Source organism: Pseudomonas sp. WAC2 (assembly GCF_030403525.1).
GTDB classification, from domain to species: domain Bacteria; phylum Pseudomonadota; class Gammaproteobacteria; order Pseudomonadales; family Pseudomonadaceae; genus Chryseomonas; species Chryseomonas luteola.
The window spans coordinates 404,007-429,903 of the sequence record NZ_JAUEPD010000003.1 but is presented as its reverse complement, the minus strand read 5'-3'; the positions used below and the strand labels follow the sequence as shown (position 1 = coordinate 429,903).

The window sequence follows — 25,897 nt, the reverse complement described above, 5'->3', positions numbered from 1 at the left end:
CCCCGAAGGGCCCTTTTTTCACTTACCGCTTAGCAACCGGTCAGCTGAGTAGCAGGACGTTCACCCGGGAAGAACACCGGACGAATACGGACTCCTACGCTGTTGCCGATAAAGGCTGCGACCAGCCACAGCCAGCCATGCAGACTGCCGGAGGCGATACCACTAAAATACGCCCCGATGTTGCAACCGTAGGCCAGACGTGCGCCATAACCCAGGAGCAGGCCCCCTATCATGGCAGCTACCAGCGAGCGCGTCGGAATCTTCAGACTGGGCGCGAAGCGTCCAGCCAGACCCGCAGCAATCAGCGCACCCAGGATGATGCCGAAATTCATCACGCTGGTAACATCGAACCAGACAGGCTGGCTCAGGGCCTTGGCATTAGCCGGCAATTGCCAGAAGTCCCAGCTGGCAACATCGATACCTAGCAGCTGAGCGCCTTTGGCACCCCAGACCGCAAAGGCTGACGTGATCCCCCACGGACGACCCGCCAGGGCCAGCGTACAGAAGTTCAGGATCGCCAAGGCAATAGCGCCCCAGACCAGCGGCCACGGCCCGCGCAGAAAACGCGCTGCGCCTTGATGCTCATTGGGTACCGTCGCTTCCAGACTGCCATAGCGACGGCGCTCCAGACGCACAGTCATCCAGGCAATAAAGGCAAACAGCGCCAGGCTGACCGCAATACCCGGCACAACGCCCAGGCTGGTCACCAGGGAGATCTTGGGCAATGAAGGCAACGCGAACCACCACCCCAGATGATGCGTAGCGATAACGGAGCCGATTACGAAGAACAGCAGCGTTACCAGCATGCGTGCGTTACCACCCCCCACCGTGAACAAGGTACCGGAAGCACAACCGCCGCCTAACTGCATACCGATACCAAAGATGAAGGCACCGATTACAACGGAGGTTCCTGCAGGCGATACCAAGCCGGTAACCGGCTGGCCAAACAGCGTACCGGCACCCAGGGCCGGGAAAAACAGCACAACGGCAATGGCCAGCATGAGCATCTGGGCACGCAGGCCCGCGCCACGCCGGTCACGAATGAACACCCGCCAGGCAGACGTGAATCCGAAAGCGGCATGATAAAGCGTTAGCCCCAGTGCACCGCCCAGAATGAACAGTAAGGCTTGCCGTCCGCTGACAGCCATATCCAAAAACACAGCCCCCAGAACCACCAGCCCCAGCGCCACTACTGGCGTGGTGATCTGGCGAGGCGCCGTGGACGTAATAGAAAGGCTCATTGAGAATCCTCGACATCATTAAGCCTGACTATTTTAGTCAAGAATTAGCGCGATACCAATATCTAAATGTCATATCCACCATTAAGACGGCTATTAGTCCGCTGGTCCGGTGAAGATTACAGGATGTGAACTATTTCGCTAAATTCGGTCTTTTGGTGATGGCAAAACGCTACATCCCTAAAAGCCAGGTGCTGCTCATTCATGAGCTCTACCGTGAGCTTCGCACTTTCAAACAGGTTCCGGCATGACCTTATCCAGCGATCTTGGCAAGCAAATCGAGATTGATATTGCTTATCCGTCTCGCGTGCTGATGTTTAGCGCCATGGTCGAGAATCAATACCAAGACGATATCCACAGGCGGCGCAAGCGACATATCTATCGGTCTCACGTAACGGCCTTCTTTGCCTACAACAGCTTTCTTTTCTGTGAATGGCTAATGTTGAAGGACATCTTCTTTCAAGCCGTTCTCTGGCACCTCTTCTGCGCCTCGCTGCCAACACTGGCCTGTCTTTTTACCCTGAAGAAAACGAATTCTTATCGATTCAGGGAGGTCTGTGCCTGGCTGCCCTGCCTTGCAGGATTTATCGCCGCGGTAGCCATTATCCTGTCGTCCTCGTCACCGGACAGAGCCTTGTGTCTGTTTTCACTTCCTCTGATCCTGATCTACGCTAATAACACCATGGCGTTGCCGTTCCGATACGCTTTGCCTTTTACGATACTGGTACTTCCAATCATCGTGGGCTGCGCCTTTACCGTGAACATGACCTTTCCCCAAGGGCTGTTTGCTACCTGCATTGCTCTGGTCACCGGTGCCTTTTCCCTACTGGCCAATTTCTGGCTGGAGCGCTCGGAGCGGTATTCCTATCTGCTTAATCTCAGGGAAAAACTGCGTGTTCAGAGTCTTTCCAATACGAACCGTACCCTGCAGACGCTTTCAGATACCGACTCGCTGACCGGTATCGCCAACCGCCGCTATTTCGTCGCACAACTGGATGATCTATGGAGTCGGTACGAAGCAGGCGGTGCGCCTTTCTCCCTGCTGATCCTGGACGTTGACCACTTCAAGCGCTTCAACGACCTGTATGGGCATCCGGCCGGTGATAACTGCCTACAGTGCATTGTTTCTGCCTTGCGTGAGCAGCTGCGTGAAGTCGATCTGCTGGCCCGGTATGGAGGTGAGGAATTCGCCGTTCTCCTGCCTAACTGCACCCTGGAACAGGCCCATATCACGGCCGAGCGCCTGCGGGCCGCCATTGAAACATTGGGCATTCCTCATCAGGCCCGGGGCGACGAGCTGCTGATTGTCTCTATCAGCATTGGCGCAGCGTGCAGCGATCAGGAATCACCCCAGCCAGATGACCAATCGCAATTGATCGAATTCGCCGACCGCGCGCTTTACCGGGCCAAGCGGCTCGGGCGCAATCAGATTGCATTGGCCAGCCGAGCGGACAGCCAATTGTTCGAGACGCCTGATGGCCTGCCCGAATTGAAGCCGGCCGACTTGCGTCGCGCCCTGGATGAGGGTCGGCTGTACATGCAGTACCACTCGATCCATGACTGCTTGAGCACTGAAGTCGTCGGCTATGAAGCCCTGCTCCGCTGGGATGACCCGGCCCGGGGTCTGATATCACCCAACTTTTTCATCCCTCTGGCCGAGCGAAGCGGATTCATCCTGGAGCTGGGCGAGTGGGCCCTGCGTACCGCCTGCCATCAGGCCGTTCAATGGCCAAAGGCCTATTCTCTTTCGGTAAATGTCTCGCCGCTACAATTCGCCGATCCAAATTTCGCCGCGCGGGTAGCCGAGGTCTTGAGAGAAACCAAGCTGGCGCCTTCACGCCTGATCCTTGAGTTGACCGAAGGTGTTCCCTTGAACATCACCCCACAGGTCCGTGAGACGTTCGCCACCTTGCAAGCGTCCGGTATCCGCCTATCGCTGGATGACTACTGCACTGGGCATTCCAATATCGCCTATCTGCTTGCGCTACCGTTCAATACCGTAAAAATCGACTCTTCCATTATTCAAGTGGAAGATGCCGATAAGCGCCGGGCCCTGCTCAAGTCTCTGGTCGACATGAGCCGCGCATTTGGTGCCAGGATCATTGCTGAGGGTATCGAGACCCAGGAGCACCTGGATCTCTTGTGTGAGCTGGGGTGTGATCTGGCCCAGGGCTTTTTCCTGGCGGAGCCCCTCCTGCCGGAAGCTCTGGCACATCAACACACCCGTTGGACGGCAGAGCGGGCCGCTTTTTAAGCGCTACCAGCTCTACCGCTGGCTCAAGCCTCGATCTCGACCAGAACCTCGCCTGGATTGACGCGATCGCCTTTCGCCACGTGTACAGCCTTGACGGTTCCGTTGATAGAGGCCTGGATCTCGGTCTCCATTTTCATCGCTTCGGTGATGAGTACCGACTGACCCGCCTTGACCACATCACCTTCCTTGACCAATACATCGACGATATTACCCGGCATAGTCGTACTGACATCCCCTGGCGCGCTGGCTTGACGGCGCTTGCCATCCCCACCCGAAACGTAACTGTTAAGCGGCTCGAAGACCACCTCTTCCGGCATACCATCAATGGACAGATAAAAATGCCGCTTGCCCTCGCTCTTCAGGCCGATACCCGTGATATCCACCCGATAACTTTCACCGTGTACATCAATCACGAATTCAGTCGGCACGCCTTCACGCGCCAGAGGCGTACCGCTTCCATCCGGGATGGGCAGCAGCTCTTCAGGCTGCAAGGTTCCGGCTGCACGCTCTTCCAGAAACTTGCGCCCGATATCCGGGAACATGGCAAATGTCAGTACATCTTCCTCGCACCGGGCAAGCTCTCCTGCCTCTCGGCGCAGGTTATCGAGTTCCGGCTTGAGCAAGTCGGCTGGACGTACCTCGATCACTTCCTCATTACCAATGGCTCGCTTGCGCAGCAGCTCGCAGACCTTGCCGGGTGCCTTGCCGTAACGGCCCTGCAGATACAGTTTCACTTCATTGGTGATGGTCTTGTAGCGCTCTCCCGCCAGGACATTGAAAAAGGCCTGGGTACCAACGATCTGCGATGTCGGCGTCACCAGCGGTGGATAACCCAGATCGGCGCGTACACGGGGAATTTCTGCCAGCACCTCGCCCATGCGATTGAGTGCACCCTGCTCGCGCAGCTGGTTGGCCAGGTTGGAGATCATCCCGCCCGGCACCTGATTGACCTGTACGCGCGTATCCACTCCCGTAAATTCGCTTTCAAACTGGTGATACTTCTTGCGAACGGCATGGAAGTACAGGCCGATCTCCTGCAACAGCTCAAGGTCCAGCCCCGTGTCATAGGGCGTTCCACGCAACGCGGCAACCATGGATTCGGTCCCTGGATGGCTGGTCCCCCACGCCAGGCTGGAAATGGCGGTATCGATATGATCCGCTCCGTTTTCCACCGCCTTGAGCTGGCACATGGCAGCTACACCGGCCGTGTCATGGGAGTGGATAAACACTGGTAGATCCAATGCCTCTTTTAATGCCTTTACCAGCTCCCCCGTGGCGTAGGGTGTAAGCAACCCGGCCATGTCCTTGATCGCAATAGAATCTACGCCCATGCCTGCCATGGTCCGCCCCATCTCGACGAACGCCTCGACGGTGTGTACCGGGCTGGTTGTGTAGGCAATAGTGCCCTGGGCGTGCTTGCCGCTTTTCTTGACGGACTTAATAGCCGTTTCCAGATTGCGCACATCGTTCATGGCATCGAAAATCCGGAAGACGTCGATCCCATTTTCCGCCGCCTTGGCTATAAAGGCCTCGACCACATCGTCGCTATAGTGGCGATAACCCAACAGGTTCTGACCCCGCAGCAGCATTTGCAAACGAGTATTGGGCAAGGCGGCCCGCAGCGTGCGCAAACGCTCCCACGGGTCTTCTTTCAGAAACCGCACACAGGCATCGAACGTCGCGCCGCCCCAGACTTCCAGTGACCAATACCCGACCCGATCCAGCTTATCGCAGATGGGCAGCATGTCTTCCGTACGCATGCGCGTTGCCAGCAGGGATTGGTGTGCGTCACGCAACACGGTATCGGTAACAAAGATCTTCTTGGACATTCTTGTTTTCCTCACAGGCCGGCATGGGCGGCAATGGCGGCCGCGATGACCAGGGCCAGTTGCTCGGGGTTACGCTTGATCGAGTACTGCGTCAGCTCTGGATGGCTTTCCACAAAGCTCGTATTGAATTGGCCGCTACGAAATTCCGGGTTGCGCAGAATCGCTTCGTAATAAGGTGCGGTGGTCTTCACACCCTGCACCCGCATGTCGTCCAGCGCCCGTAGGCCTCGCTCCAGTGCTTCCTCCCAGGTCAGCGCCCAGACAATCAGCTTCAAGCACATGGAGTCGTAGAACGGTGGGATCACATAGCCGGTATAGATGGCGGTATCCGTGCGCACCCCAGGGCCACCGGGTGCGTAATAGCGGGTGATCTTCCCAAAGCTGGGTAGAAAGTTGTTTTTAGGGTCTTCCGCATTGATACGAAACTGCAGGGCAAATCCACGATGGATGATGTCCTCCTGCTTGACCGACAGCGGTTGTCCAGCGGCAATCCGGATCTGCTCACGAACGATATCAATCCCGGTGATTTCCTCGGTGATCGTATGTTCGACCTGAACCCGGGTGTTCATCTCCATGAAGTACACCTCGCCTTCTGCGAGCAGGAACTCCACCGTACCGGCATTCTCGTATCCGACCGCCTTGGCAGCGCGTACCGCCAGATCGCCAATATAGGCACGCTGCTCAGGTGTCAGCTGCGGGCTGGGGGCAATCTCGATGAGCTTCTGGTTGCGGCGCTGGATCGAGCAGTCCCGTTCGAACAGGTGAACGGTATTGCCCAGGCTGTCCGCCAGAATCTGAGCTTCGATATGCTTGGGATTGACGATGCACTTCTCGAGAAATACTTCAGCACTACCAAACGCCTTGGTTGCTTCGGAAATGACGCGGGGATAGGCCTGCTCCAGTTCCTCACGGCTATTACAGCGTCGGATACCACGGCCGCCGCCACCAGACGTGGCCTTGAGCATCACCGGGTAGCCAATGCGCTCCGCTTCGACCAGCGCCTCGTTCAGATCGGCTACGTTTCCTTCAGTGCCCGGGGTACACGGCACGCCTGCTGCAATCATGCTGCGACGCGCCTCGGTCTTGTCTCCCATCCGCCGAATAACTTCAGCACTAGGGCCGACAAATTTGATCCCGCGCTGCGCACAGATCTCTGCCAGCTCGGCATTCTCGGATAAGAAGCCATATCCCGGATGTAACGCATCACACCCGGTCTCAACTGCCAGGTTCACGAGCTTGCGAGGGTTCAGATAGCCTTCGAGCGGATCGCTGCCGATGCTATGTGCTTCATCGGCCCGTTTTACATGCAACGCATGGCGGTCAGCCTCTGAATAGATGGCTACCGAGCGAATACCCATTTCGGCACAGGCACGCACGATACGTACCGCAATTTCGCCACGATTGGCGATGAGGATTTTCTTGATCACACGCCGGCCTCTTGAGCGAGATAAGGAGCCCTTTGGGCATTTGTTCTTATTCACTCACAAACCTAGACGGCAATAAGGATTATGGAAAATCAATAATTATTAGCGTATCTATAAGGTATTACTTATAGATCAACGATAAGGCCGGCTCAGCCATGCGTAAACCTTTGATGCGTATCACCTTACGCCAGCTGCAAGTGTTTGAGGCCGTATGCGAGACACGCTCCTACAGCCGTGCAGCTGACGTCATGGCCCTAACGCAACCGGCCGTCAGCCTGCAGATTCGCCAGCTGGAAGAGCTGCTCGGACAACCACTGTTTGAATACAGTGGCAGAACCCTTTACCTGACCGAAGCCGCCGATGCCTTGCTGCGCGCCGGACAGGATATCTTTGGACGCCTCAACAGTCTCGATATGCAGCTCTCCAATCTCCTGGGCTCGCTTCACGGACAACTCCGTCTGGGGGTAGAAACCAGCGCGCAATACCTGGCGCCCCATCTGTTCGCTGCCTTCAAGCAGCAGCACCCGGAGGTCAGTGTTCATCTCTGCGTGGGCAACCACGATCACATGCTCAGACGGCTGTCTGAAAACCGTGACGAAATCATGATCATGTCTCTGGTACCGTCAGACCGAGACCTAGAGTTTCTTCCCTTTCTCAACAACGAGATTGTTGCAGTGGCCGCTCCGGAACATCCTGTCAGCCAAACCGGCAGCCTTACCTTGAAGGATCTGAGCGATTGTCCGCTGCTAGTACGAGAGTCGGGCTCCGGCACCCGTCAGGCGTGTGACGAGTACTTCAAGCAAAAGCGAGCCCACTTTTCAGACGTGCAAGAACTGACCTCGCTGGAAGCCATACGGGAAGGTGTCATTGCCGGATTGGGTATTGCCCTGCTTCCACGACTGGCTGTTCACCGAGAGCTTAAGGCTGGCGTACTGTGCGAGCTATCGGTACAGGAGCTTCCACTTTGCCGCAGCTGGTGCGTGGTTCATCCGCGCAGCAAACGCCTGTCTCCTGTGGCACAGGCGTTTTTTAACTTCATTCGGGAAGAACGGAGTCGAATCGCCGCGCTAGCCGAACGAATCAGTGCGCTGAGAGCTGAGCGCTCATAGCGACCGAAGCAGAAAATAGTTCGGGATAATCCGTTAACTCCTGCTCCAGACGTAACTGCTCGTTGCGATCCTCAATGGCACGTCGAAAGGCCATTCGGCGTTGATCCGCCAGTTTACGGCGAGTTTTGGCGTCGAGAAAATCGCTGTCCATAGACATGGCCATACCGTATCTCCCAAGCAAAGGTGGAGCCTTTAGCCTGCTCAGGAAAGATGACGGTTTGGCGAAGCCTTGGTGAAGCTTAAGGGACAGCCGAAGAGCTGCACCTGATCATCAATGCGAGTCGCGCTCGTCCTGATGTTTGATGCTCTTGGGTGATAACCGCAGGCTTCGCAGACTGCGCTTGACACCTTTGAGGTGGTTGACCAGCGTCGGGCCTCGGGACATCGCCACCCCCATCGCCAGCACATCGATAATGACCAGGTGTGCAATACGTGATGTCAGCGGCGTATAGATCTCAGTATCTTCCGGCACATCAATCGTCAGGCTGACATTGGCTAACTCTGCCAAAGGCGTCTGGCTTGGGCAGATCGTGATCAGCTTGGCCCCACTGTCCCGGACCAAGTTGGCCGTGATCAACAGGTCTTTCGAGCGTCCCGACTGGGAAATACAGATCGCCGCGTCATCTGGCGTCAGGGTTGCTGCCGACATCGCCTGCATGTGGGGATCAGAATAGGCAAACGCACTGAGCAAAAGACGGAAGAACTTGTGCTGGGCATCCGTCGCCACGGCGCCGGAAGCGCCAAAGCCATAGAACATTACCCGCTTGGCCTTGGAAATCTCTTCGATAGCCTGCTCGAGCGCCTGCATGTCCAAGCGCTCGCGGATATCCATCAGCGTGTGCAGCGTGGTATCGAAAATCTTCAGGCTGAAATCGACAACCGAGTCGTTCTCATGGATGGCGAACTGTCCAAAGCTCGCCCCTGAAGCCAGACTTTGGGCCAGACGCAGCTTCAAGTCCTGAAAACCATCGCACCCAATAGCACGGCAGAACCGCACGATAGTTGGCTCACTAACCCCTACCTCATGAGCAAGGTCCGCCATCGAACTGTGCATGACAGCCGCAGGATCCAGCATGACGTGCTCAGCCACCTTGAGCTCAGACTTGCGCAATAAATGGCGCGACTGGGCGATATGTTGCATCAGGTTCACAAGCGGCACTCGACTAGCAGAGGTGGAAAAGGCATGTAGTGGTACGTCTTTATACTACATCGACGCCAGGTCATTCATTCACTTAGTATTTCGCGTAATGGACATCTTTGCATTGAAGCCATAAGACAAACCGTCTACAGCGCAACTTTTGGCACACCCTCACCGGTCCACATCCTCGAAAAAGGCACAGACAAGGCGAGTTCACTCGCTTCTAGCGTAGTGCGCAAGATTTCTGCCTCAATGCGCAAAAAGCTGCGCACCTTTATGTGACAGCTGTCGCAAAGCTTATGCGGCACGCACTTCATTAAATCATAACTACTTGATTAATAAAGAATTTATTTTATTGGCACAGGGTTTGTAATAGGTATGGCTCCCGGGCCAAGGGCCCACTATTCAGGCAAGGAGAGCATCATGCCAACACCCGCGTATCTGTCCCTCGAAGGCACCAAGCAAGGTCTGATCACTGCAGGCACCTTCACGGAAGACTCCGTCGGCAACATCTTCCAGGAAGGCCATGAAGACCAGATTCTGGTTCAGGCTTTCAATCACCAGGTCATCATCCCACGCGATCCGCAGTCCGGTCAGCCGACTGGTCAGCGTGTACACAAGCCGCTGATGATCACCAAGGTCTTCGACAAGTCCTCTCCGCTGATCTTCAACGCACTGACCTCCGGCGAGCGCCTGAGCAAGTGCCGCCTGGAGTGGTACCGCACTTCTGCTACTGGTACTCAAGAACACTACTTCACCATCGAGCTGGAAGACGCCATCATCGTTGACGTGCAGTCCCGCATGCCGAACTGCCAAGATCCGAACATGGCTCATTTCACTCACCTGGAAGACGTGTACTTCACGTACCGCAAGATCGTCTGGACTCATGAAGTATCCGGCACTTCCGGCTCTGACGACTGGCGCTCCCCGATCTCCGCTTAATTTCGCGGCGATCCGTCAGACAGGTGTGAATCGGTGTCGGCTTCTGATCCCCTCCAGAAGCCGATTGGTCAGAAACAGACCCGATTCACTGCCTGCTAACCGCTTGAGGTGGCACAATGAGTCAAGCGCCATGATGTCTGGCATTGGCTCATTCTATGCTAGTACGGTTAGCCTTTTCGGCCAGGTTTCCTGGCCGAAATTGTTTTTGCGACGACCATCTGGAGGAACACGGAATGTTCAACCCAGCGAATACGACTCACTTTTCGCTATCCATTCACGGATCGACCTCAGATGGGGTCACGCCTGATTTCCAAGTCCTGAGTTTCACAGGACAGGAGTCGATCAGCCAGCCCTTTCGCTTTGACCTCGAACTGGTCAGCGAACGGTCCGACCTCGACCTTGAAGCCCTGCTGCATCAGCGCGCCTTTCTTGCCTTCTCGCCCAACGGTAGCGGCGTGCATGGTCAGCTCTACCAGATCGGCCAAGGCGATGCCGGCAAGCGCCTCACCCGCTATCACGTCGTGTTGGTGCCGCGTCTGACTTACCTTGCGCACCGTACCAACCAGCGCATCTTCCAGAAGCTCACCGTTCCGCAGATCATTGCCCAGGTGCTGGAAGACCACGGCATCCTGGCGGACGCCTACCGCTTCCAGCTGGGGCCAACGGTCTATCCGCCTCGCGAGTATTGCGTCCAGTACGATGAGACCGACCTGCACTTCATTCAGCGGCTCTGCGAAGAGGAAGGCCTGCACTACCACTTCGAGCATACCCAGGATAACCACGTCCTGGTGTTTGGTGATGACCAGACCGGCTTTCCCAAACTGACCCCACCCACTGCCTATGTGCAGGGCTCCGGTCTGGTGGCAGACGAGCCGGTGGTCAAACGCTTTGGCGTACGCCTGGAAACCCGTACCGCCCGTGTCTCCCGCAGCGACTATGACTTCGAGCAGCCGCGCCTGCGCATGGAGGCCGCCTACAAGAGCGAGGCTAAGCCCGACCTGGAAGACTACGACTACCCAGGTCGCTTTACCGATCGCACCCGCGGCAAGCACCTCGCCCAGCGCGCCCTTGAGCGTCACCGCAGCGACTATCAGCTGGCCGAAGGTGAAAGCGATCAACCCCAGCTGGTGACCGGTCACTTTCTGGAACTGTCCGAGCATCCCCGCCGTGACTGGAACCAGCTCTGGCTACTCACCGCTATCTGGCATGAAGGCAAGCAGCCCCAGGTGCTGGAGGAGTCGGTTACCAGCGATGTGGACAAGCACGACGGCTTTACCCAGGGCTACCGCAACCGCTTCACAGCGACGCCCTGGGACGTACCCTTCCGTCCTGCGCTTGAGCATCCCAAGCCCAAGATCCTGGGCAGCCAGACCGCGGTGGTCACTGGACCCAAGGGCGAAGAGATCCATTGCGATGAGTACGGTCGGGTCAAGGTGCAGTTTCATTGGGACCGTGCAGGCCAGGCCAACGAACAGACCAGCTGCTGGCTACGCGTCTCGTCCAGCTGGGCGGGCGATCGTTATGGCGGTATCGCCATTCCTCGCATCGGCATGGAGGTACTGGTCACGTTCTTGGAAGGCGACCCGGACCAGCCCCTGGTCACGGGCTGCCTGTTCCACATGGAACATCAGGTGCCGTATGACCTGCCAGCCAACAAGACCCGCAGCGTCTTCAAGACCCTGAGCACACCGGGCGGCGGTGGCTATAACGAGTTGCGCATCGAGGACAAGAAAGGCCAGGAGCAGATCTATATTCATGCCCAGCGGGATTGGGACGAGAACATCGAGCACGACCAGAAGATCCGCGTGGGGCATGAGCGACACGACATTGTCGAGGCCAACAGCTACACGGAATACAAGGCTGAGGAGCATCGCACCACGGATGCGGACCGCAAGGTTGAGGTCAAGACCAACGACCACCTCACTGTAGGGCAAAACCAGCATATCAAGATCGGTACGGGTCAGTTCGTCAGTGCGGGACAGGAAATCCACTTATCCAGTGGTTTGAAAGTTGTCCTGGAAGCTGGCAGCGAGCTTACGTTCAAGGCCGGCGGCAGCTTCATCAAACTGGACGCCAGCGGCATCACCATCGTCGGCCCAACGGTTCGTATCAATTCTGGCGGCAATGCTGGCAGCGGAACCGGTGCCGCTCCTCTGCTGCCGGGCCCTGTAAAGCCAGCCGACGCAGACAAGGCAGGTGCCCTGCTAACACCTGCACAGATCAATACCTTCAAGCGTAACGCACCCTTCTGTGAAGAATGCGAAAAGTGCAAGGAGGGATTCTGTGCGCTCTGATAATTTGCTTACCCCTCAAGAATGGTTGACTAAATACTCGGCTGATAGCTCATCACTTTATGTCGTGATGAGTAACACCAGCGATGCCAATCCACTGAAGGCCTATTACGAAGCTCATGAAGCTTTTGTCCCTCTGCCCATTTGGGAAGGTACCCCCTACGCCGACTGGCAGCCGGTGATGCCCTACCTAGGTAGGCTCAGTCTAAACAGTACATTTCTGGATTGGGCCGCTCAGGAAAAATATAAAGACTGGGGATGGCTAGCCCTAGCCACGCACGAGCCAGCAGCTATCGTCGAGCACCTCAAGAGTCTGACCAAAGTCTTTATGCCAGACGGTAGCGAAGTGTTTTTCCGCTTCTGGGACGGCCGGCATCTGGTCCCTGTGATTCAGACCCTGAATCAGCAGTTCTCTACCGTATTACCTTGCTTCGATCAGTACTGGGTTAATCAATTCAACGCCAGCATAACCCCAAGTACTTACCAAACCGCTCGAACATACCCTTGGTGGAACGTGCCCCAGACGGTACTTGATGCATTGCATGAAAACGATGCCTCAACGCTGATCGATAACCTGATGCAGCACATTCAAGAAAATCACCCAGACATTTACTTCAAATTCCCAGAAATCAATCTTTTACAAAAGATCAAACGCTTTGTTCAGCGCCAGGAAACAGACATGGACGATACGGCGCAACTTATCGCTCAACTTGAAAAGGATGCTTCGCTATGATTCCTCGGCTCGGCTCGTTCTCGTTTATTGATTTGGGTGCCGAGTCACCTGACGCAAGCAAAGTAATCTCTGAATTCAAAAGCTGCCTGGGCACCTATAAAGAGCTGGCAGAAAGCCTCTGGACCGGTTGGGCATTGGATGCCGATCAAACGTTCAAGATTGGCGATGAGTTAAGCATTAGCAAAGACAAGGATTACACCTCCCCTGTTACGAACTACGCAACGTGCCCGCTGAATGGAGAGTTCACGTTAGTTCATACTTTTGAAGCCGCCCGCTTTGTTCCCATCGGCAATACACCCGTACGACTGGAGCCTATTACGAGAGCCTGGAGCGGAGATGAAGTTACAGGACCCGTCATTAATGATGAAATCGGCCCAAGCGGCATAAAAGTCATTTCTGGCTGCAAACGTGGACAGCTCTATCGCATTACGTTTTTCCCGAATGTAACAAAGGCTCAGGTAGAAGCCCTATATAGCTCTTATCAAGGCGTTATTCAAAAGCTTGCTGCATGGCTTCAAAGCGAATGGACCAATCAATTCCAGCCCTTATGGAGCACCTATCAAAGCGCTAACTCGGGACAACGTTTAAAACTTCAACTGGAGGCTGCCCTAGAGGGCTTTGAGCATGCACTGCTCTCGCTCTGGGACGACATAAAGTCACTTTTTCAGTTGATTGCTCATCCTTATGAGAACGCTAAAAAGCTCGCTAAATACCTGAGCCCAGACGAGCTGAAAAAGCTCTATACCGCCTCTAAGGAATCGCTAAGCACAGCCTTACTGATCGCTAGTGATGAGCCACTAATGTTTATTTACGTGGCGGCAATTGTTAGCTGGGTCAAGCTATTACCGCCTCAGACATGTGTTGAAGTACTGGCTCAATTTACCGGCGAGCTTTTAATCAATATTGTCGTCGGGATTATTTTGAGCGGCGGTGCGGGGCTCGCAATCCGCGTTGGCACCAAAGCTTTGGAAACACTCAAGTCTGGTCAAGCGACGGCTTTAATCAGCAAGCTTGCCGATACGTTAATCAACGCAAGTCAATCCCATGCATTGTCTGTACATGCAGACACCTTAAAGCCTTTAGCGGCCCATGGTGAAATCAGCGAGGCGAATACAGCCCGTAAAATCAACGCCAAGGTGGCGCCTGCAAGCAAACGCCCTACCCCAGCCGATACGCCGAGCCAAACGATTGAAAATGCCTCGACAACAAGCCGAAATAAAACGCGGCGTCAAACGCGTTTGTCTCGTGAAGAAAAGGTTGATGACGTCTCCAAGCCGGCTAAAGATCCTAACGACAAACCTTCGCAGGAATGCGCCAAAACCTGCACTAACGGCTGTCCGGTTTCCATGGTTACAGGTGAGGAATTGCTTACCCTGACCGATGGAGAGCTGGATGGGGTGCTCGCCTTTCCCTGGTCTCGCCTCTATCGCACCAGTGCTGTCGAGCACAATGTTGGCTTGGGCTATGGATGGAGCCATAGTCTGGCCCATAGGTTGGAAATTCAGGGCGACACGGTTATCTGGACAGACCATGAGAATCGCCGCACCGAGTTTCCGCTACCAAGCCAGCAACGCCCTGCCATTACGAACCGGCTTTCCGCTGCAGCGATCTATCTTGGTGAGGACCCAAGCGAGCTGGTTCTTGCGCAAGCGGGTGCAACGCCTCGTTTTTATCACTTCCGCCGGATAGGTCAAAGCGCCCGCCTGATCGCCATCAGCGACGCCTATAGCAATACCTTAAGCATTTCTCGGGATGCCCGAGACCGTATTGTCCGCCTGAGAAATAACACCAGTCGTGCGCTGCGTTTCACATATGAGCACGCTCATATCGTAGCGGTTGATTATCAGGTCTACCGCCCTGCCGATAATGAAGAAGCGAGTTGGCATACCGTCCAGACCCTGGCCACCTATAGATATAACGCCCAAGGCCAACTCCTGTCTGCTACCAATGCGGCAGATGAAAGCGAGCATTATCGCTACAACGATCAGCACGTTATCCAAGAGCGCCAATTGGCGGGCGGAGCGACGTTCTTCTGGGAATGGGAAGACGAAGGAAAACAGTCCCGTTGCGTCCATCACTGGGCCAATTTTTCCCAGATGGATACACGTTACGTCTGGGAGGACAACGGTACCGTTACCGTTCATAACTCAGACGGCAGCCAACAGGTCTACCAACATGATGAAAATGCTCGCCTCGTCCAACAGATCGATCCGGACGGCGCCAAGCATCAAAAGATATACGATGAAAAAGGCCAGCTGATTGCCGAGAAAGATCCGCTAGGCGCTATCACTGAATACCAGCATGACGAGGCGGGTCATCTCATTGCTGTCATTCCGCCTGAAGATGAGCCTACCTATTACGAATACCATAAAGGCTTCGTACGCACGGTTAGCCGAGGCAAGGCTGTCTGGAAATATCGGCGTAATGCCCAAGGTGACATTACCGCTCAGACGGATCCAGACGGCAACACCACTCACTATCACTATGACAGCCGGGGCAACCTGCTCAGTATTCAACATCCTGATGGTAGCCGTCATGAACTCACCTGGAATCCCCAAGGCCAGCTGATAGAAGAGTTGCTACCCGACGGTGGCAAGCGCCGCTATCGGTACGATGCGCTTGGCCGCCAAATCACTCGACAGGACGAATCAGGCGCTGTTACCCAGTATCAATGGGACGCCGTTGGCCGACTCAGTCAGGTTACGCTGCCAGGCGGTGGGACGCGCGCGTTTACCTACAATGCGTACGGCAAAATAACAGCCGAGCGGGATGAGTTAGGACGCATTACCCGCTACGAATACGCGGACAACCTGCACCTCGTCAGTCGCCGGATCAACCCTGATGGCAGCCAGTTGCGTTATCGCTACGACAACGCTCGCCTGTTATTGACAGATATAGAGAACGAACGTGGTGAGCACTACCAGCTCGACTACTACCCCAACGGCCTGATTCGAGAAGAGACAGGCTTTGATGGCCGTACAACAGCCTATGCCTACGACCTTAACGGCCATCTGACGGAAAAAACGGAATTCGGCGAAGACGGCAGCCAGCTGGTTACCTGCTACCAGCGTGACGCGGCTGGGCGGCTGCTCGTTAAAACACTTCCTGACGACCAGAAAATCCATTACGCCTATGATGCGCTTGGCCGGTTGGTCAGTGTAGATGACGGCCAATGGCCGCTCGCCTATGAGTACGATCTTCAGGGTCGCCTGATTACCGAGCATCAAGGTTGGGCAACGTTCCGTTATCAATATGATGTCCTTGGGCAGCTCAGCCATTGCCGCCTGCCGGATGGCAGTCTGCTTGATTACCGCTATCGTAATGGCGGCCTGCTAAGCGCTATTGACCTGAATGGTCAGCCACTAACGGCCCACCAATACCTACCGGGCGGACGTGAACAATACCGCCAGCAAGGCGCACTGCTCAGTCATTATCACTATGACGAGCAAGGCCGCCTCCAAGCCCACCGCATCAGCCAACAGGAGCGCAGTGTTTATCAACGTCGCTATGCCTACGATGCCAATGGCAATCTCGCTGCGATCGAAGACTCCCGCAAAGGCAACAAGCACTTCCATTATGACCCGCTGGATCGACTGATAGCGGTTCGGGGCGATTTGCCCGAGAGCTTTGCCCACGATCCGGCCGGTAACCTGCTTAGCCAGACGGGACAGGAAGGCGCACGCCTTGCCAACGTCAAAGGCAACCGCCTGTTGATGCAGGGCGATAGCCACTACGATTACGACGCCTATGGCAATCTGACTCGTGAACGACGCGGCGCAGCTCAACGACTGGTCACTAAATACCGCTATGACAACCAGCACCGCCTGATTGCCACAACACTCCCTGACGGGCGAGTCGCCGAGTACCGTTACGACGCCTTTGGTCGACGCATCGCCAAAACTATTGATGGCCAAACCACCGAGTTTCTCTGGCAAGGCGAACGGCTAATCGCCGAAAGCGGGCAAAACCACTACCGCAGCTATGTCTACGAGCCCGGCACGTTCCGCCCCTTGGCGATGCTGCACGGTGAAGGGAAAGCAGCCGAACCTTATTACTACCAGCTCGACCACCTCGGCACACCGCAGGAACTGACCAGTGCAGCGGGTTCTATCGTCTGGTCTGCCAAGTATCGCGCCTACGGTAACGTGGCAAAACTGGAAGTCGCCGAGCTGGAAAACCCTCTGCGCTTTCAGGGGCAGTATTTTGACCAGGAAACCGGCCTGCACTACAACCGGCACCGCTACTACAATCCCAATACGGGCCGCTTCCTGACACCCGACCCTATCAAACTAGCGGGTGGGCTGAATAACTATCAGTATGTGCCCAACCCGACGGGGTGGGTGGATCCGTTGGGGTTGAATAATTGCCCAGGTATAGCAAGTTGCTCCACCGGCACAGCGGAAACTCCTACTGCTAATATAAATTCAGGAGAGCCTAACGCCCCCAGCCCTGAGCGCTCACGAGAAGAACGTCAATCAAAGATAGAAAGATTATCTGAGGCTAATGCTAAACGTCGTGTCAAAGAATACGAAGAAAGATATGACATGCATACCATAACAAAGCATGGTCCTGAAATCCCTAGAGATAAGCTCAAACAAAGAGCGATTGACGGGACTGATCCTAGCAACGGAGAACTCCCCAAGAAAGCGAAGGGTAACCCAAGCTCTCAATTTAAAAATTGGAAACTACAGTTGCATGCTATTAATGCCGCATTAACAAGAGAGGCTCGTGGCTTACCTTTACATACAGGCGTAGACCATAAAGGCAATAATATCGTTAGGGTAGATTTACCTGGGGCAGGAAGAGGATATAAGCCAAACAAAAAAGATCCACAAAATCCAAAATTTAACGAAAACATGAATGGAGCAGAAGTAAAATTTGATAAAGACAATACAAGAAGGCCTTTCACTGCGTTTCCTGTAGATAATTTATAGCAATTAAATAGGTGAAAAATGTTAAAACATCCCTCTACAGATCTTCCCTACAACCCTCAAGTTAGCCACTTACTATGCGGCATAGAGATATACGACCGAGAGGAAACTTTGGGAGAGGAGCTATGGAGATACAATCCAAATGATGAAAAAGATCGTGAAGAAATAATTAAAAATTACATTTTACCCGCAATAGAAAATATATCCTATCGGCACAGATTTGTACTTTACAACGTACTAAAAGAGGCATTAGAAAATTCTAATTTTGACTTTTCAGAACTATTTGAAACTGACTATGATTCTGATGACTATACCTGTACTGCTTGGGATTCATCGGAAATTGAAAACCCTAAGGGTTTTTTCATAGAAATATTTGAATTTATTACTAATAGATGGGCAGATGACCTTAATAGAGCAGCCTCAGAAGATCAGTCCTCATGGTAGTTAAACTTCTTTTCAATTCTTCAGAGCTTCTCACTATGCTCGGAAACAGATTTATTTATTTAATAGTTTACCTAAATGAGGCTTTTGAGACTAAGCCTTGCCTACGACTAACTTTCAAAGAATATGCACCATGTCGTCCAAAGAAAAAGACTTTTCAATCTTAAACTGCTGCCTTTTAGATTTTAAAACCCTAAGGACCTCAACAAGCAATGATTATATTTTATTATTAATAGACTCATTAAACAAAGGAGAAAGCGTAGCTTTAGAACATTCTGGCGTATATATAGACTCAGATCCAGATGGAACTCCTGAAGAATTTATAGAAAATAACGGGATCACCTTTGAATTTATGAATGAAAGTCTTAACGTAAGTAAAAGCTTGGCTGTAAAATTAATAACAGACTGGTGCAAGCAAAATATCAAAACTGAAAAAATAGAATATATGATGCTTTAGAAAAGCTAAAAAAAACTTATCCAGTCTAGACCGCTATCGATATGCTTTAATAAAAGCTTAGCAATTAAACTATATGCCTAATGCTTAAACATTCTTTTTTAGAAAACCCCTATGTACCAAACATTAACTCTTTTTTAGGAGGCATTGAGATATATGACAGAGAGGAAAACTTAGGAGAAGAATTATGGAGATACGATCCAAACAAAACCTCTGATAGAGAAGAAATAATAAGAAAATATATTCTTCCCAACTTAAATTATCTTTCCTACAGACATAGGCTTGTTCTTTTAGAAAAGCTAGGAGGACTATTGTCTATTGAAAGCCACAATTTTAGTTCTTATTTTGAGTACCTAGAAGAAGAATACAGATCACTTGCCTGGTATGCAGATGAGATTGTTGATCCAAGAGGTTTCTTCTCAAAGATCTATGAAATTGCTAAAATAGAGTGGAAGGAAGATCTTATAAAGGCTGAGTCCGAAGATCGCTCCACATGGTAGTTAATGTGTCACAACCCAATCAAGGAAGATAAAATATGCTCTTAATATGGCAAGGTTTTGGTTTTTTAGTCGTCATCATTCCCCTTTTTGTGGCCTTGATTGGCTCCTTACTAGGTGGCCTTTTAGGTGCAAGTAATCTCATCGTTTTTCCGCTAACGCTACTTGCATCTGCTATGGCCGTTTTCTATTTCGGTAAGCAACTTAATAGCCGTCCGGGAAAGATCCTGATTGACCCAGAAACCCAGCAAACCGTTGAGCTGCGTAAGCGCCATACCCTGTTCTGGATTCCGATGCAGTATTGGGCATTCCCGTTGGGAGTACTGGGATTTGTAATGCTGCTAGGCAATATTGTCGCCTAGTTGCATTCAAGTAAGGGTTCGCCAAGCGTTAGCGAATCCTTACTGCGAGCAGCATTCACAGGTTTATAGACCTGGATCAATACCCTCCACAATCTGCTCTCATAAGCTCATGGCTTTGAAGTCGCTATTCCATGAGCATCACACCTTTCTTCAAACCCGAACTCCTCTCCCCTGCCGGTACGCTCAAATCCATGCGTTACGCCTTTGCTTATGGCGCAGATGCCGTTTATGCAGGGCAGCCACGGTATAGCCTCCGGGTCAGAAATAATGAATTCGACCATGAGCACCTCGCGCTGGGTATTAATGAGGCACATGCGCAGGGCAAACGATTTTATGTGGTGGTCAACATTGCGCCACATAACGCCAAGCTGAAGACGTTTCTGAAAGATATCGAGCCCGTCATTGCCATGAGTCCGGATGCATTGATCATTTCAGACCCTGGCTTGATCATGCTGGTGCGTCAGGCGTTTCCCCAGATACCAATTCACCTGTCAGTACAAGCCAATGCGGTGAATTGGGCGAGCGTGAAGTTTTGGGAGAGCCAAGGTCTGTCCCGTGTGATTCTGTCCCGAGAACTGTCGCTGGAGGAGATTGAAGAGATCCGCCAACAAGTGCCGGGAATGGAGCTGGAAGTGTTCGTTCACGGCGCGCTGTGCATGGCTTATTCCGGACGCTGCCTACTGTCCGGCTATATCAACCGGCGCGATCCTAATCAGGGCACCTGCACCAACGCCTGTCGCTGGGAGTACAAGGCTCATCTAGGGAAAGAGGATGCATTAGGCACTATCGTGCAGCATCATGACCCTATCGCACTCAACGTACCGGAACCAACGCTAGGCTCTGGTACGCCTACAGATGAGGTTTTCCTGCTGGAAGAAGCGGGCCGACCGGGTGAGTTGATGGAGGCCTATGAGGATGAGCATGGCACTTACATCATGAATTCCAAGGACTTGCGAGCCGTTCACCATGTCGAGCGGTTGGCGAGGATGGGTGTGCACTCATTGAAAATCGAAGGCCGGACCAAGTCCCATTACTACGTGGCACGTACGGCGCAGGTCTATCGCAAGGCTATCGACGACGCAGTGGCGGGCCGCCCTTTCGATAAATCCTTGATGGATACCTTGGAGTCATTGGCTCACCGCGGTTACACCGAGGGTTTTCTGCGCCGCCATGTGCACGACGAGTATCAGAACTATAACCAGGGCTATTCGGTATCCGAGCGCCAGCAGTTCGTGGGTGAGTTGACCGGTGAACGTCGCAACGGACTGGCTGAAGTAATCGTAAAGAATCGCTTCGACTTGGGCGATTCTATCGAGGTCATGACGCCTAACGGCAATATGAACCTTTCAGTCGAAGCGATGGAAAACGCGCGCGGTATCCGCCTGGAAACCGCTCCGGGCAGTAGCCATACCGTCTACTTGGCGGTTCCGGAAGGTATCGATCTCGCCTATGGATTGTTGATGCGCAACTTGGAAGCAGGTACGACCACTCGAAACCCGCAATTTCGGTAAAAAAGCGGCTGGTTCGTGCATGAAGCTGACCAGCCGCCCATGCAGTCCAGCGCGCGAGTCGTTACAATGTGCTCATGCATGATGACCTCTCTCTCCTCCTGAATTCCCTGAATGCCGCCCAGCGTGAAGCGGTGGCGGCGCCCCTTGGCCGACAGTTAGTGCTTGCGGGTGCCGGTTCCGGCAAAACCCGGGTGCTGGTGCACCGTATCGCCTGGTTGATCCAGGTCGAGCATGCGTCGCCCCACTCGCTCCTGGCGGTGACCTTTACTAATAAAGCCGCTGCCGAAATGCGCCATCGGATCGAGCAGCTCTTGAACATGAATCCGCAAGGCATGTGGGTCGGCACGTTCCACGGGCTTGCCCATCGTCTGCTCAGAGCTCATTGGCAGGAAGCCAAGTTGTCCCAGAACTTTCAGATTCTGGACAGCGACGATCAGCAGCGCCTGGTCAAGCGGGTCATTCGGGATCTGGGGCTGGATGAGCAGCGCTGGCCGGCACGGCAGGCGCAGTGGTTCATCAACGGTCAGAAAGACGAAGGCCTACGTCCACAGCATATCCAGGCCAGTGGCGATCTGTTCCTGGCCACCATGCGCAGCATCTACGAGGCGTATGAAGCGGCGTGTGCTCGCGCCGGCGTCATCGACTTTTCCGAGTTGCTGCTCCGTGCCTTGGAGCTGTGGCGCGATAATCCGGACTTGCTTGCCCATTACCAGCGCCGTTTCCGCCATGTGCTGGTAGATGAATTCCAGGATACCAATGCCGTGCAGTACGCATGGCTCAAGCTGCTCGCCCAGGGCGGTGAAAGCCTGATGGTAGTGGGTGATGACGATCAGTCCATCTACGGTTGGCGTGGCGCGCGTATCGAGAATATCCAGCAGTTCAACCAGGACTTCTCTGCCGCCATCATTCGTCTAGAGCAGAATTACCGCTCCACCAGCACGATTTTGCAGGCAGCCAATGGCCTGATCGCCAACAATAGCGACCGGCTCGGCAAAGAGCTGTGGACAGATACGGGTGAAGGCGAAGCCATTACCCTTTACGCGGGCTTCAACGAGCACGATGAAGCCCGCTATATCGTCGAAACCATCGAAAGCGAATCGAAGAAGGGTCTCTCGCTAAGCGAAATGGCCATTCTGTATCGCTCCAACGCCCAGTCACGGGTATTGGAAGAAGCGTTGCTGAGGGAAAAAATCCCCTATCGCATCTATGGCGGCCAACGCTTCTTTGAGCGCGCCGAAATCAAGAATGCGATGGCGTATTTGCGCCTGATTTGTCATCGCCATGACGATGCGGCGCTGGAGCGTGTCATCAATGTCCCGCCCCGCGGCATTGGTGAAAAGACGGTCGAGATCCTGCGTAACACTGCACGCACAAACGGCTACTCCATGTGGCAAGCGCTGCATGATGCGGTCGGCACCAAGTCGGTATCCGGTCGGGCGGCGTCCAGTCTGAATGCCTTTGTTGAGTTGATCGATGAACTGGGGCTCAGGTCTGAAGATGTCCCGCTGCATACCCTGACTCAGATCGTGATCGAGCAAACGGGCCTTGTCGCCTACCACAAGGCTGAAAAGGGCGAGAAAGGTCAGGCCCGGGTCGAAAACCTCGAGGAATTGATCAGTGCTGCGAAGTCCTTTGACTTCAGTGGCGACGATGATCGCTCTCCCCTGGCTAATTTCCTTGACCATGCGGCCTTGGAATCTGGGGATAATCAGGCAGACAGCCATGAAGACTGTGTACAGCTCATGACGCTGCACAGTGCGAAGGGTCTGGAGTTTCCGCTGGTCTTCCTGGCTGGTATGGAAGAAGGCCTGTTCCCTCACAAGATGAGCCTGGAAGAGTCCGGCCGCTTGGAGGAGGAACGCCGCTTGGCCTATGTGGGAATTACCCGGGCCATGAAACGTCTGGTGATGACCTATGCGGAAACGCGCCGGCTTCATGGAACCGAGACCTATAACAAGCTCTCGCGCTTTATCCGCGAGGTGCCACCAAACCTGATTCAGGAAGTCCGCCTGTCCAATTCGGTCAAGCAGCCGTTTGGCGTAAGTCGACCTAATCCGTTTGCAGGTGCCGCCATTCCAGACACGACGTTTGCATTGGGCCAACGAGTCAATCACGCCTTGTTTGGCGAAGGGGTCATTCTGAATTACGAGGGCTCAGGTCCACATGCACGTGTTCAGGTGAATTTCGACGCCGAAGGCAGCAAGTGGTTAATGGTGAGTTACGCCAAGCTGGAGCCGGTTTAACGTACGATCCAGGGCGGCCTTCGCCGCCCTGTCTGTTTGAAGAAGGACATTGCGTGGCGTCTTCCTGGCTCTTCTGGGCATTGCTGTCAGCCGTTTTTGCGGCGCTCACAGCCATTTTTGGCAAAATTGGCGTTGCCCAGGTCAATTCGGACTTTGCTACCTTGTTGCGGACTGGAGTAGTGCTCCTGTCGCTTGTGCTGATCGTTTATGCGACCCACCAGTATCAGCCCTTAAGCTCGATCTCGCCAAAAAGCTATCTCTTCCTTGTGTTATCTGGATTGGCTACCGGTGCCTCCTGGATCTGTTATTTCCGAGCCTTGAAGATGGGTAACGCTTCGCTGGTAGCGCCAGTAGACAAGCTGAGCGTAGTGCTCGTGGCCCTATTCGGTGTACTGCTGCTAGGCGAAAAGCTGACGCTGCGCCAATGGTGCGGCATTGGCGCAATCGGTTTTGGCGTGGTGCTATTGGCGCTGAAACCCTAGGGTTGAAGGCGCAAGGAAAAGGCTTGTCAAACGGTGGGAGATTGCCGAAGCATGCAAGACAAGCCTATTCCCTGCATAGAGGTGCTCAGGCGCCCTACTCACCGAGCCCCGCCACGACTGCTTCTGTCAGGCATTTACAGGCCGGTATCCTTGTAAAGCGATAGCTACCATCCCTTGCATCACAACACTCCACTCCCGTAGCCCAAGATGCAAATGGTTTGGACAGCATACCGTCTCAAGGTAGTAATGAAATGATAGCGCTCAGCCATCAATTTCAGATCTGTGCTTTTAGCCACAGCCGATGTTTAGAAAACACCCTAATTGAGTACGCGCTAACGCTTTTTTGAAGCTGACCAGTGGTTTGAAATATTGCGCATAAAGCAATAGTCCAACAGCAAACGATAAGGCTTGAGTAAACCATGCAAAAAGCCGAAACAATTAGCGCTAGCCCTTACGCAATGTCCGGCGCAAGATGGACATCAACGTAGTTCACGATAAGAGATCTTACGATGCAACGCATAATGAGTTTTTTCATGATCATCTGCCTGGGCCTGACCCTGAGCCTTGATGCCAATGCTAAGCGCATGGGTGGAGGCAAGTCGGCTGGTGCAGCTCCCATTCACCAGACACGCCAGGCGGCACCGCCTCAACAGCAACCAGGCGCAGCGGCAGCCGCACCGGGTCGTCAGGCGCCAGCCGCTAGCGGTGCTTCTCGCTGGCTGGGTCCGTTAGCCGGTCTTGCCGCTGGTGGCTTATTGGCTTCCATGTTCATGGGCGACGGTTTCGAAGGCTTCCAGTTCTTCGACTTCCTGATCATGGCCCTGATAGCGTTTGTTCTGTTCAAGCTATTCACGCGCCGCCGTCAGCAGCAACATCAGCAGCATCAGCCCGCTCCGGCAGGCCACGCACCGATGTACCGTGAAGCGCCTGTACAGCAGCCTGGCGGATTCGGTCAGGGTGGTGCCGCGCCAGTCATGAATGCGCCTGCCTGGTTTGATGCAGAGCGTTTCGTTGCAGCTGGCCGTGAGCACTTCATGTCTCTGCAGCAGCACTGGGATGCCAACGAGATGGACAAAATCGCCGAGTTTGTGACGCCTCAGATGCTCCAGTGGCTGAAAGATGAGCGTGCCAGCTTGGGTGAAGGCTTCCAGTCCACCTACATCGAGAACTTGCAGGCTGAACTGGATGGCGTGGAAGAGCTGGAAGGCAAGACCATTGCTACCATCACGTTCTCTGGCTTGTCGAAAGAGTCTCGCTTCGACCAGGGTCAGAATTTCAGCGAAAGCTGGCGTATGGAGCGCCTGGCAGGTAGCAACCAGCCCTGGCTGCTGGCCGGTATCCGTCAGAACGCCTGATCGCTCTGTGTTTCAGAAAAGCCCGGCCATGCCGGGCTTTTTTGTTTCTACCGTTTGTCGCGCTGTTCGTACAGGTAGCGCTTTCTCGATGGCACCTTTTCCATCTTTTATATTCTTGACTAGGGTATAACACGCACCCCTGCATTAGAGGATGTATTGATGGAAGACGTGATTGAAAGGCTGCGCGAAGAGAACGAGCCTGTTCCGGTACCGCTCGAGCTGCCCGATGAGGACCTGTTGGTCGAAATCGAAGAAGAACTGTTGATCAGCCTTCCGCCCGAGTTTCGCGAGTTTCTTCTCACCGTCAGCGATGTGGTATACGGCAAGCTCGAGCCCGTAACGGTGACCGATCCGCAGTCCCATACCTACCTCCCAGAAGTGGCCGCTACAGCCTGGTCGGAAGGTCTACCTCGCGATCTAATACCCATTTGTGAGGACGGTGACGGCTACTACGCCGTCAGTCAGGAAGGCGAGGTTCTGCTCTGGACGGATGGTGAGCTGGACGATGACACCTGGGATTCCGTCTGGATCTGGGCACGGGATGTCTGGCTGGAAAGCTGATCATTGATCAGCTCTATAGCGTTAGCCTGCCGCTATTGGCAGGCTTTACGAGACGCTTGTAGCGGATTGCACGAGAATGGTAGGCCAGACGCTGAACGTAAG

Annotated in this window: 20 protein-coding genes; 15 read left to right on the top strand and 5 right to left on the bottom strand. The window is 53.9% G+C overall.

Going from position 1 to position 25,897, the window contains the following annotated elements:
* Window positions 1–29: 29 nt before the first annotated feature.
* Entirely contained in the window at window positions 30–1,241 is a 1,212-nt protein-coding gene (locus QWJ10_RS09195) for a YeeE/YedE family protein (RefSeq protein WP_289925653.1), read from the bottom strand.
* 244 nt (window positions 1,242–1,485) lie between these two features.
* Here QWJ10_RS09195 and QWJ10_RS09190 point away from each other — a divergent pair, with 244 nt between their 5' ends.
* Complete coding sequence (locus QWJ10_RS09190; RefSeq protein WP_125890043.1) at window positions 1,486–3,492, top strand: bifunctional diguanylate cyclase/phosphodiesterase; 2,007 nt, start codon at window positions 1,486–1,488, stop codon at window positions 3,490–3,492.
* A 23-nt stretch (window positions 3,493–3,515) separates the two neighbouring features.
* Here the strand turns inward: QWJ10_RS09190 and oadA are convergent, their stop codons facing one another.
* Window positions 3,516–5,321: a sodium-extruding oxaloacetate decarboxylase subunit alpha gene (oadA, locus tag QWJ10_RS09185; RefSeq protein ID WP_289925647.1), complete on the bottom strand. Its 1,806-nt coding sequence runs from the start codon at window positions 5,319–5,321 to the stop codon at window positions 3,516–3,518.
* 11 nt (window positions 5,322–5,332) lie between these two features.
* On the bottom strand, window positions 5,333–6,748 hold the full coding sequence (locus tag QWJ10_RS09180) for an acetyl-CoA carboxylase biotin carboxylase subunit (protein ID WP_289925645.1): 1,416 nt from the start codon (window positions 6,746–6,748) through the stop codon (window positions 5,333–5,335).
* A gap of 152 nt (window positions 6,749–6,900) precedes the next feature.
* On the opposite strand from QWJ10_RS09180, the gene QWJ10_RS09175 reads away from it, so the two are divergent.
* Entirely contained in the window at window positions 6,901–7,854 is a 954-nt protein-coding gene (locus QWJ10_RS09175) for a LysR family transcriptional regulator (protein ID WP_074820887.1), read from the top strand.
* Here the strand turns inward: QWJ10_RS09175 and QWJ10_RS09170 are convergent.
* The gene (locus QWJ10_RS09170) at window positions 7,826–8,017 is read right to left on the bottom strand and encodes a PA3496 family putative envelope integrity protein (protein WP_010796306.1); all 192 of its coding nucleotides are present in this window, start codon (window positions 8,015–8,017) and stop codon (window positions 7,826–7,828) included. The genes QWJ10_RS09175 and QWJ10_RS09170 overlap by 29 nt on opposite strands.
* Before the next feature lie 108 nt (window positions 8,018–8,125).
* On the bottom strand, window positions 8,126–9,004 hold the full coding sequence (hexR, locus tag QWJ10_RS09165; protein ID WP_026004183.1) for a transcriptional regulator HexR: 879 nt from the start codon (window positions 9,002–9,004) through the stop codon (window positions 8,126–8,128).
* 411 nt (window positions 9,005–9,415) lie between these two features.
* Between hexR and QWJ10_RS09160 the strand changes: the two genes are divergently transcribed.
* The 13 genes from QWJ10_RS09160 to QWJ10_RS09090 all read left to right on the top strand — a co-directional run bounded on the left by QWJ10_RS09160 (window position 9,416) and on the right by QWJ10_RS09090 (window position 25,795).
* Window positions 9,416–9,934, top strand: a complete 519-nt coding sequence (locus QWJ10_RS09160) for an Hcp family type VI secretion system effector (RefSeq protein ID WP_010796308.1) — start codon at window positions 9,416–9,418, stop codon at window positions 9,932–9,934.
* 233 nt (window positions 9,935–10,167) lie between these two features.
* Window positions 10,168–12,228 (top strand): type VI secretion system tip protein TssI/VgrG, encoded by a 2,061-nt coding sequence (gene tssI / locus QWJ10_RS09155; RefSeq protein WP_289925639.1) that lies wholly within the window; start codon window positions 10,168–10,170, stop codon window positions 12,226–12,228.
* Window positions 12,218–12,958: a DUF4123 domain-containing protein gene (locus QWJ10_RS09150; protein ID WP_197872480.1), complete on the top strand. Its 741-nt coding sequence runs from the start codon at window positions 12,218–12,220 to the stop codon at window positions 12,956–12,958. Before tssI ends, QWJ10_RS09150 begins: the two co-directional genes overlap by 11 nt.
* The gene (locus QWJ10_RS23165) at window positions 12,955–17,892 is read left to right on the top strand and encodes an RHS repeat-associated core domain-containing protein (RefSeq protein ID WP_354669624.1); all 4,938 of its coding nucleotides are present in this window, start codon (window positions 12,955–12,957) and stop codon (window positions 17,890–17,892) included. Before QWJ10_RS09150 ends, QWJ10_RS23165 begins: the two co-directional genes overlap by 4 nt.
* An 18-nt stretch (window positions 17,893–17,910) precedes the next feature.
* Complete coding sequence (locus QWJ10_RS09130) at window positions 17,911–18,333, top strand: hypothetical protein (RefSeq protein ID WP_019366453.1); 423 nt, start codon at window positions 17,911–17,913, stop codon at window positions 18,331–18,333.
* A 130-nt stretch (window positions 18,334–18,463) separates the two neighbouring features.
* On the top strand, window positions 18,464–18,787 hold the full coding sequence (locus tag QWJ10_RS09125; RefSeq protein ID WP_019366454.1) for a hypothetical protein: 324 nt from the start codon (window positions 18,464–18,466) through the stop codon (window positions 18,785–18,787).
* An 80-nt stretch (window positions 18,788–18,867) separates the two neighbouring features.
* Entirely contained in the window at window positions 18,868–19,284 is a 417-nt protein-coding gene (locus tag QWJ10_RS09120; protein ID WP_019366455.1) for a hypothetical protein, read from the top strand.
* Window positions 19,285–19,319: 35 nt separating this feature from the next.
* Complete coding sequence (locus QWJ10_RS09115; RefSeq protein WP_019366456.1) at window positions 19,320–19,643, top strand: hypothetical protein; 324 nt, start codon at window positions 19,320–19,322, stop codon at window positions 19,641–19,643.
* Between the two features lie 131 nt (window positions 19,644–19,774).
* Window positions 19,775–21,154, top strand: coding sequence for a tRNA 5-hydroxyuridine modification protein YegQ (gene yegQ / locus QWJ10_RS09110; protein WP_019366457.1), 1,380 nt, complete (start codon window positions 19,775–19,777; stop codon window positions 21,152–21,154).
* A 74-nt stretch (window positions 21,155–21,228) separates the two neighbouring features.
* A complete protein-coding gene (gene uvrD, locus QWJ10_RS09105) occupies window positions 21,229–23,397 on the top strand; it encodes a DNA helicase II (RefSeq protein WP_197872478.1) in 2,169 nt (722 codons plus the stop codon).
* Window positions 23,398–23,450: 53 nt separating this feature from the next.
* Window positions 23,451–23,879, top strand: a complete 429-nt coding sequence (locus QWJ10_RS09100) for an EamA family transporter (protein ID WP_289925635.1) — start codon at window positions 23,451–23,453, stop codon at window positions 23,877–23,879.
* A gap of 509 nt (window positions 23,880–24,388) precedes the next feature.
* On the top strand, window positions 24,389–25,234 hold the full coding sequence (locus QWJ10_RS09095; protein ID WP_010796317.1) for a TIM44-like domain-containing protein: 846 nt from the start codon (window positions 24,389–24,391) through the stop codon (window positions 25,232–25,234).
* A 159-nt stretch (window positions 25,235–25,393) separates the two neighbouring features.
* A complete protein-coding gene (locus QWJ10_RS09090; protein WP_010796318.1) occupies window positions 25,394–25,795 on the top strand; it encodes an SMI1/KNR4 family protein in 402 nt (133 codons plus the stop codon).
* The last annotated feature ends 102 nt before the right edge of the window (window positions 25,796–25,897 follow it).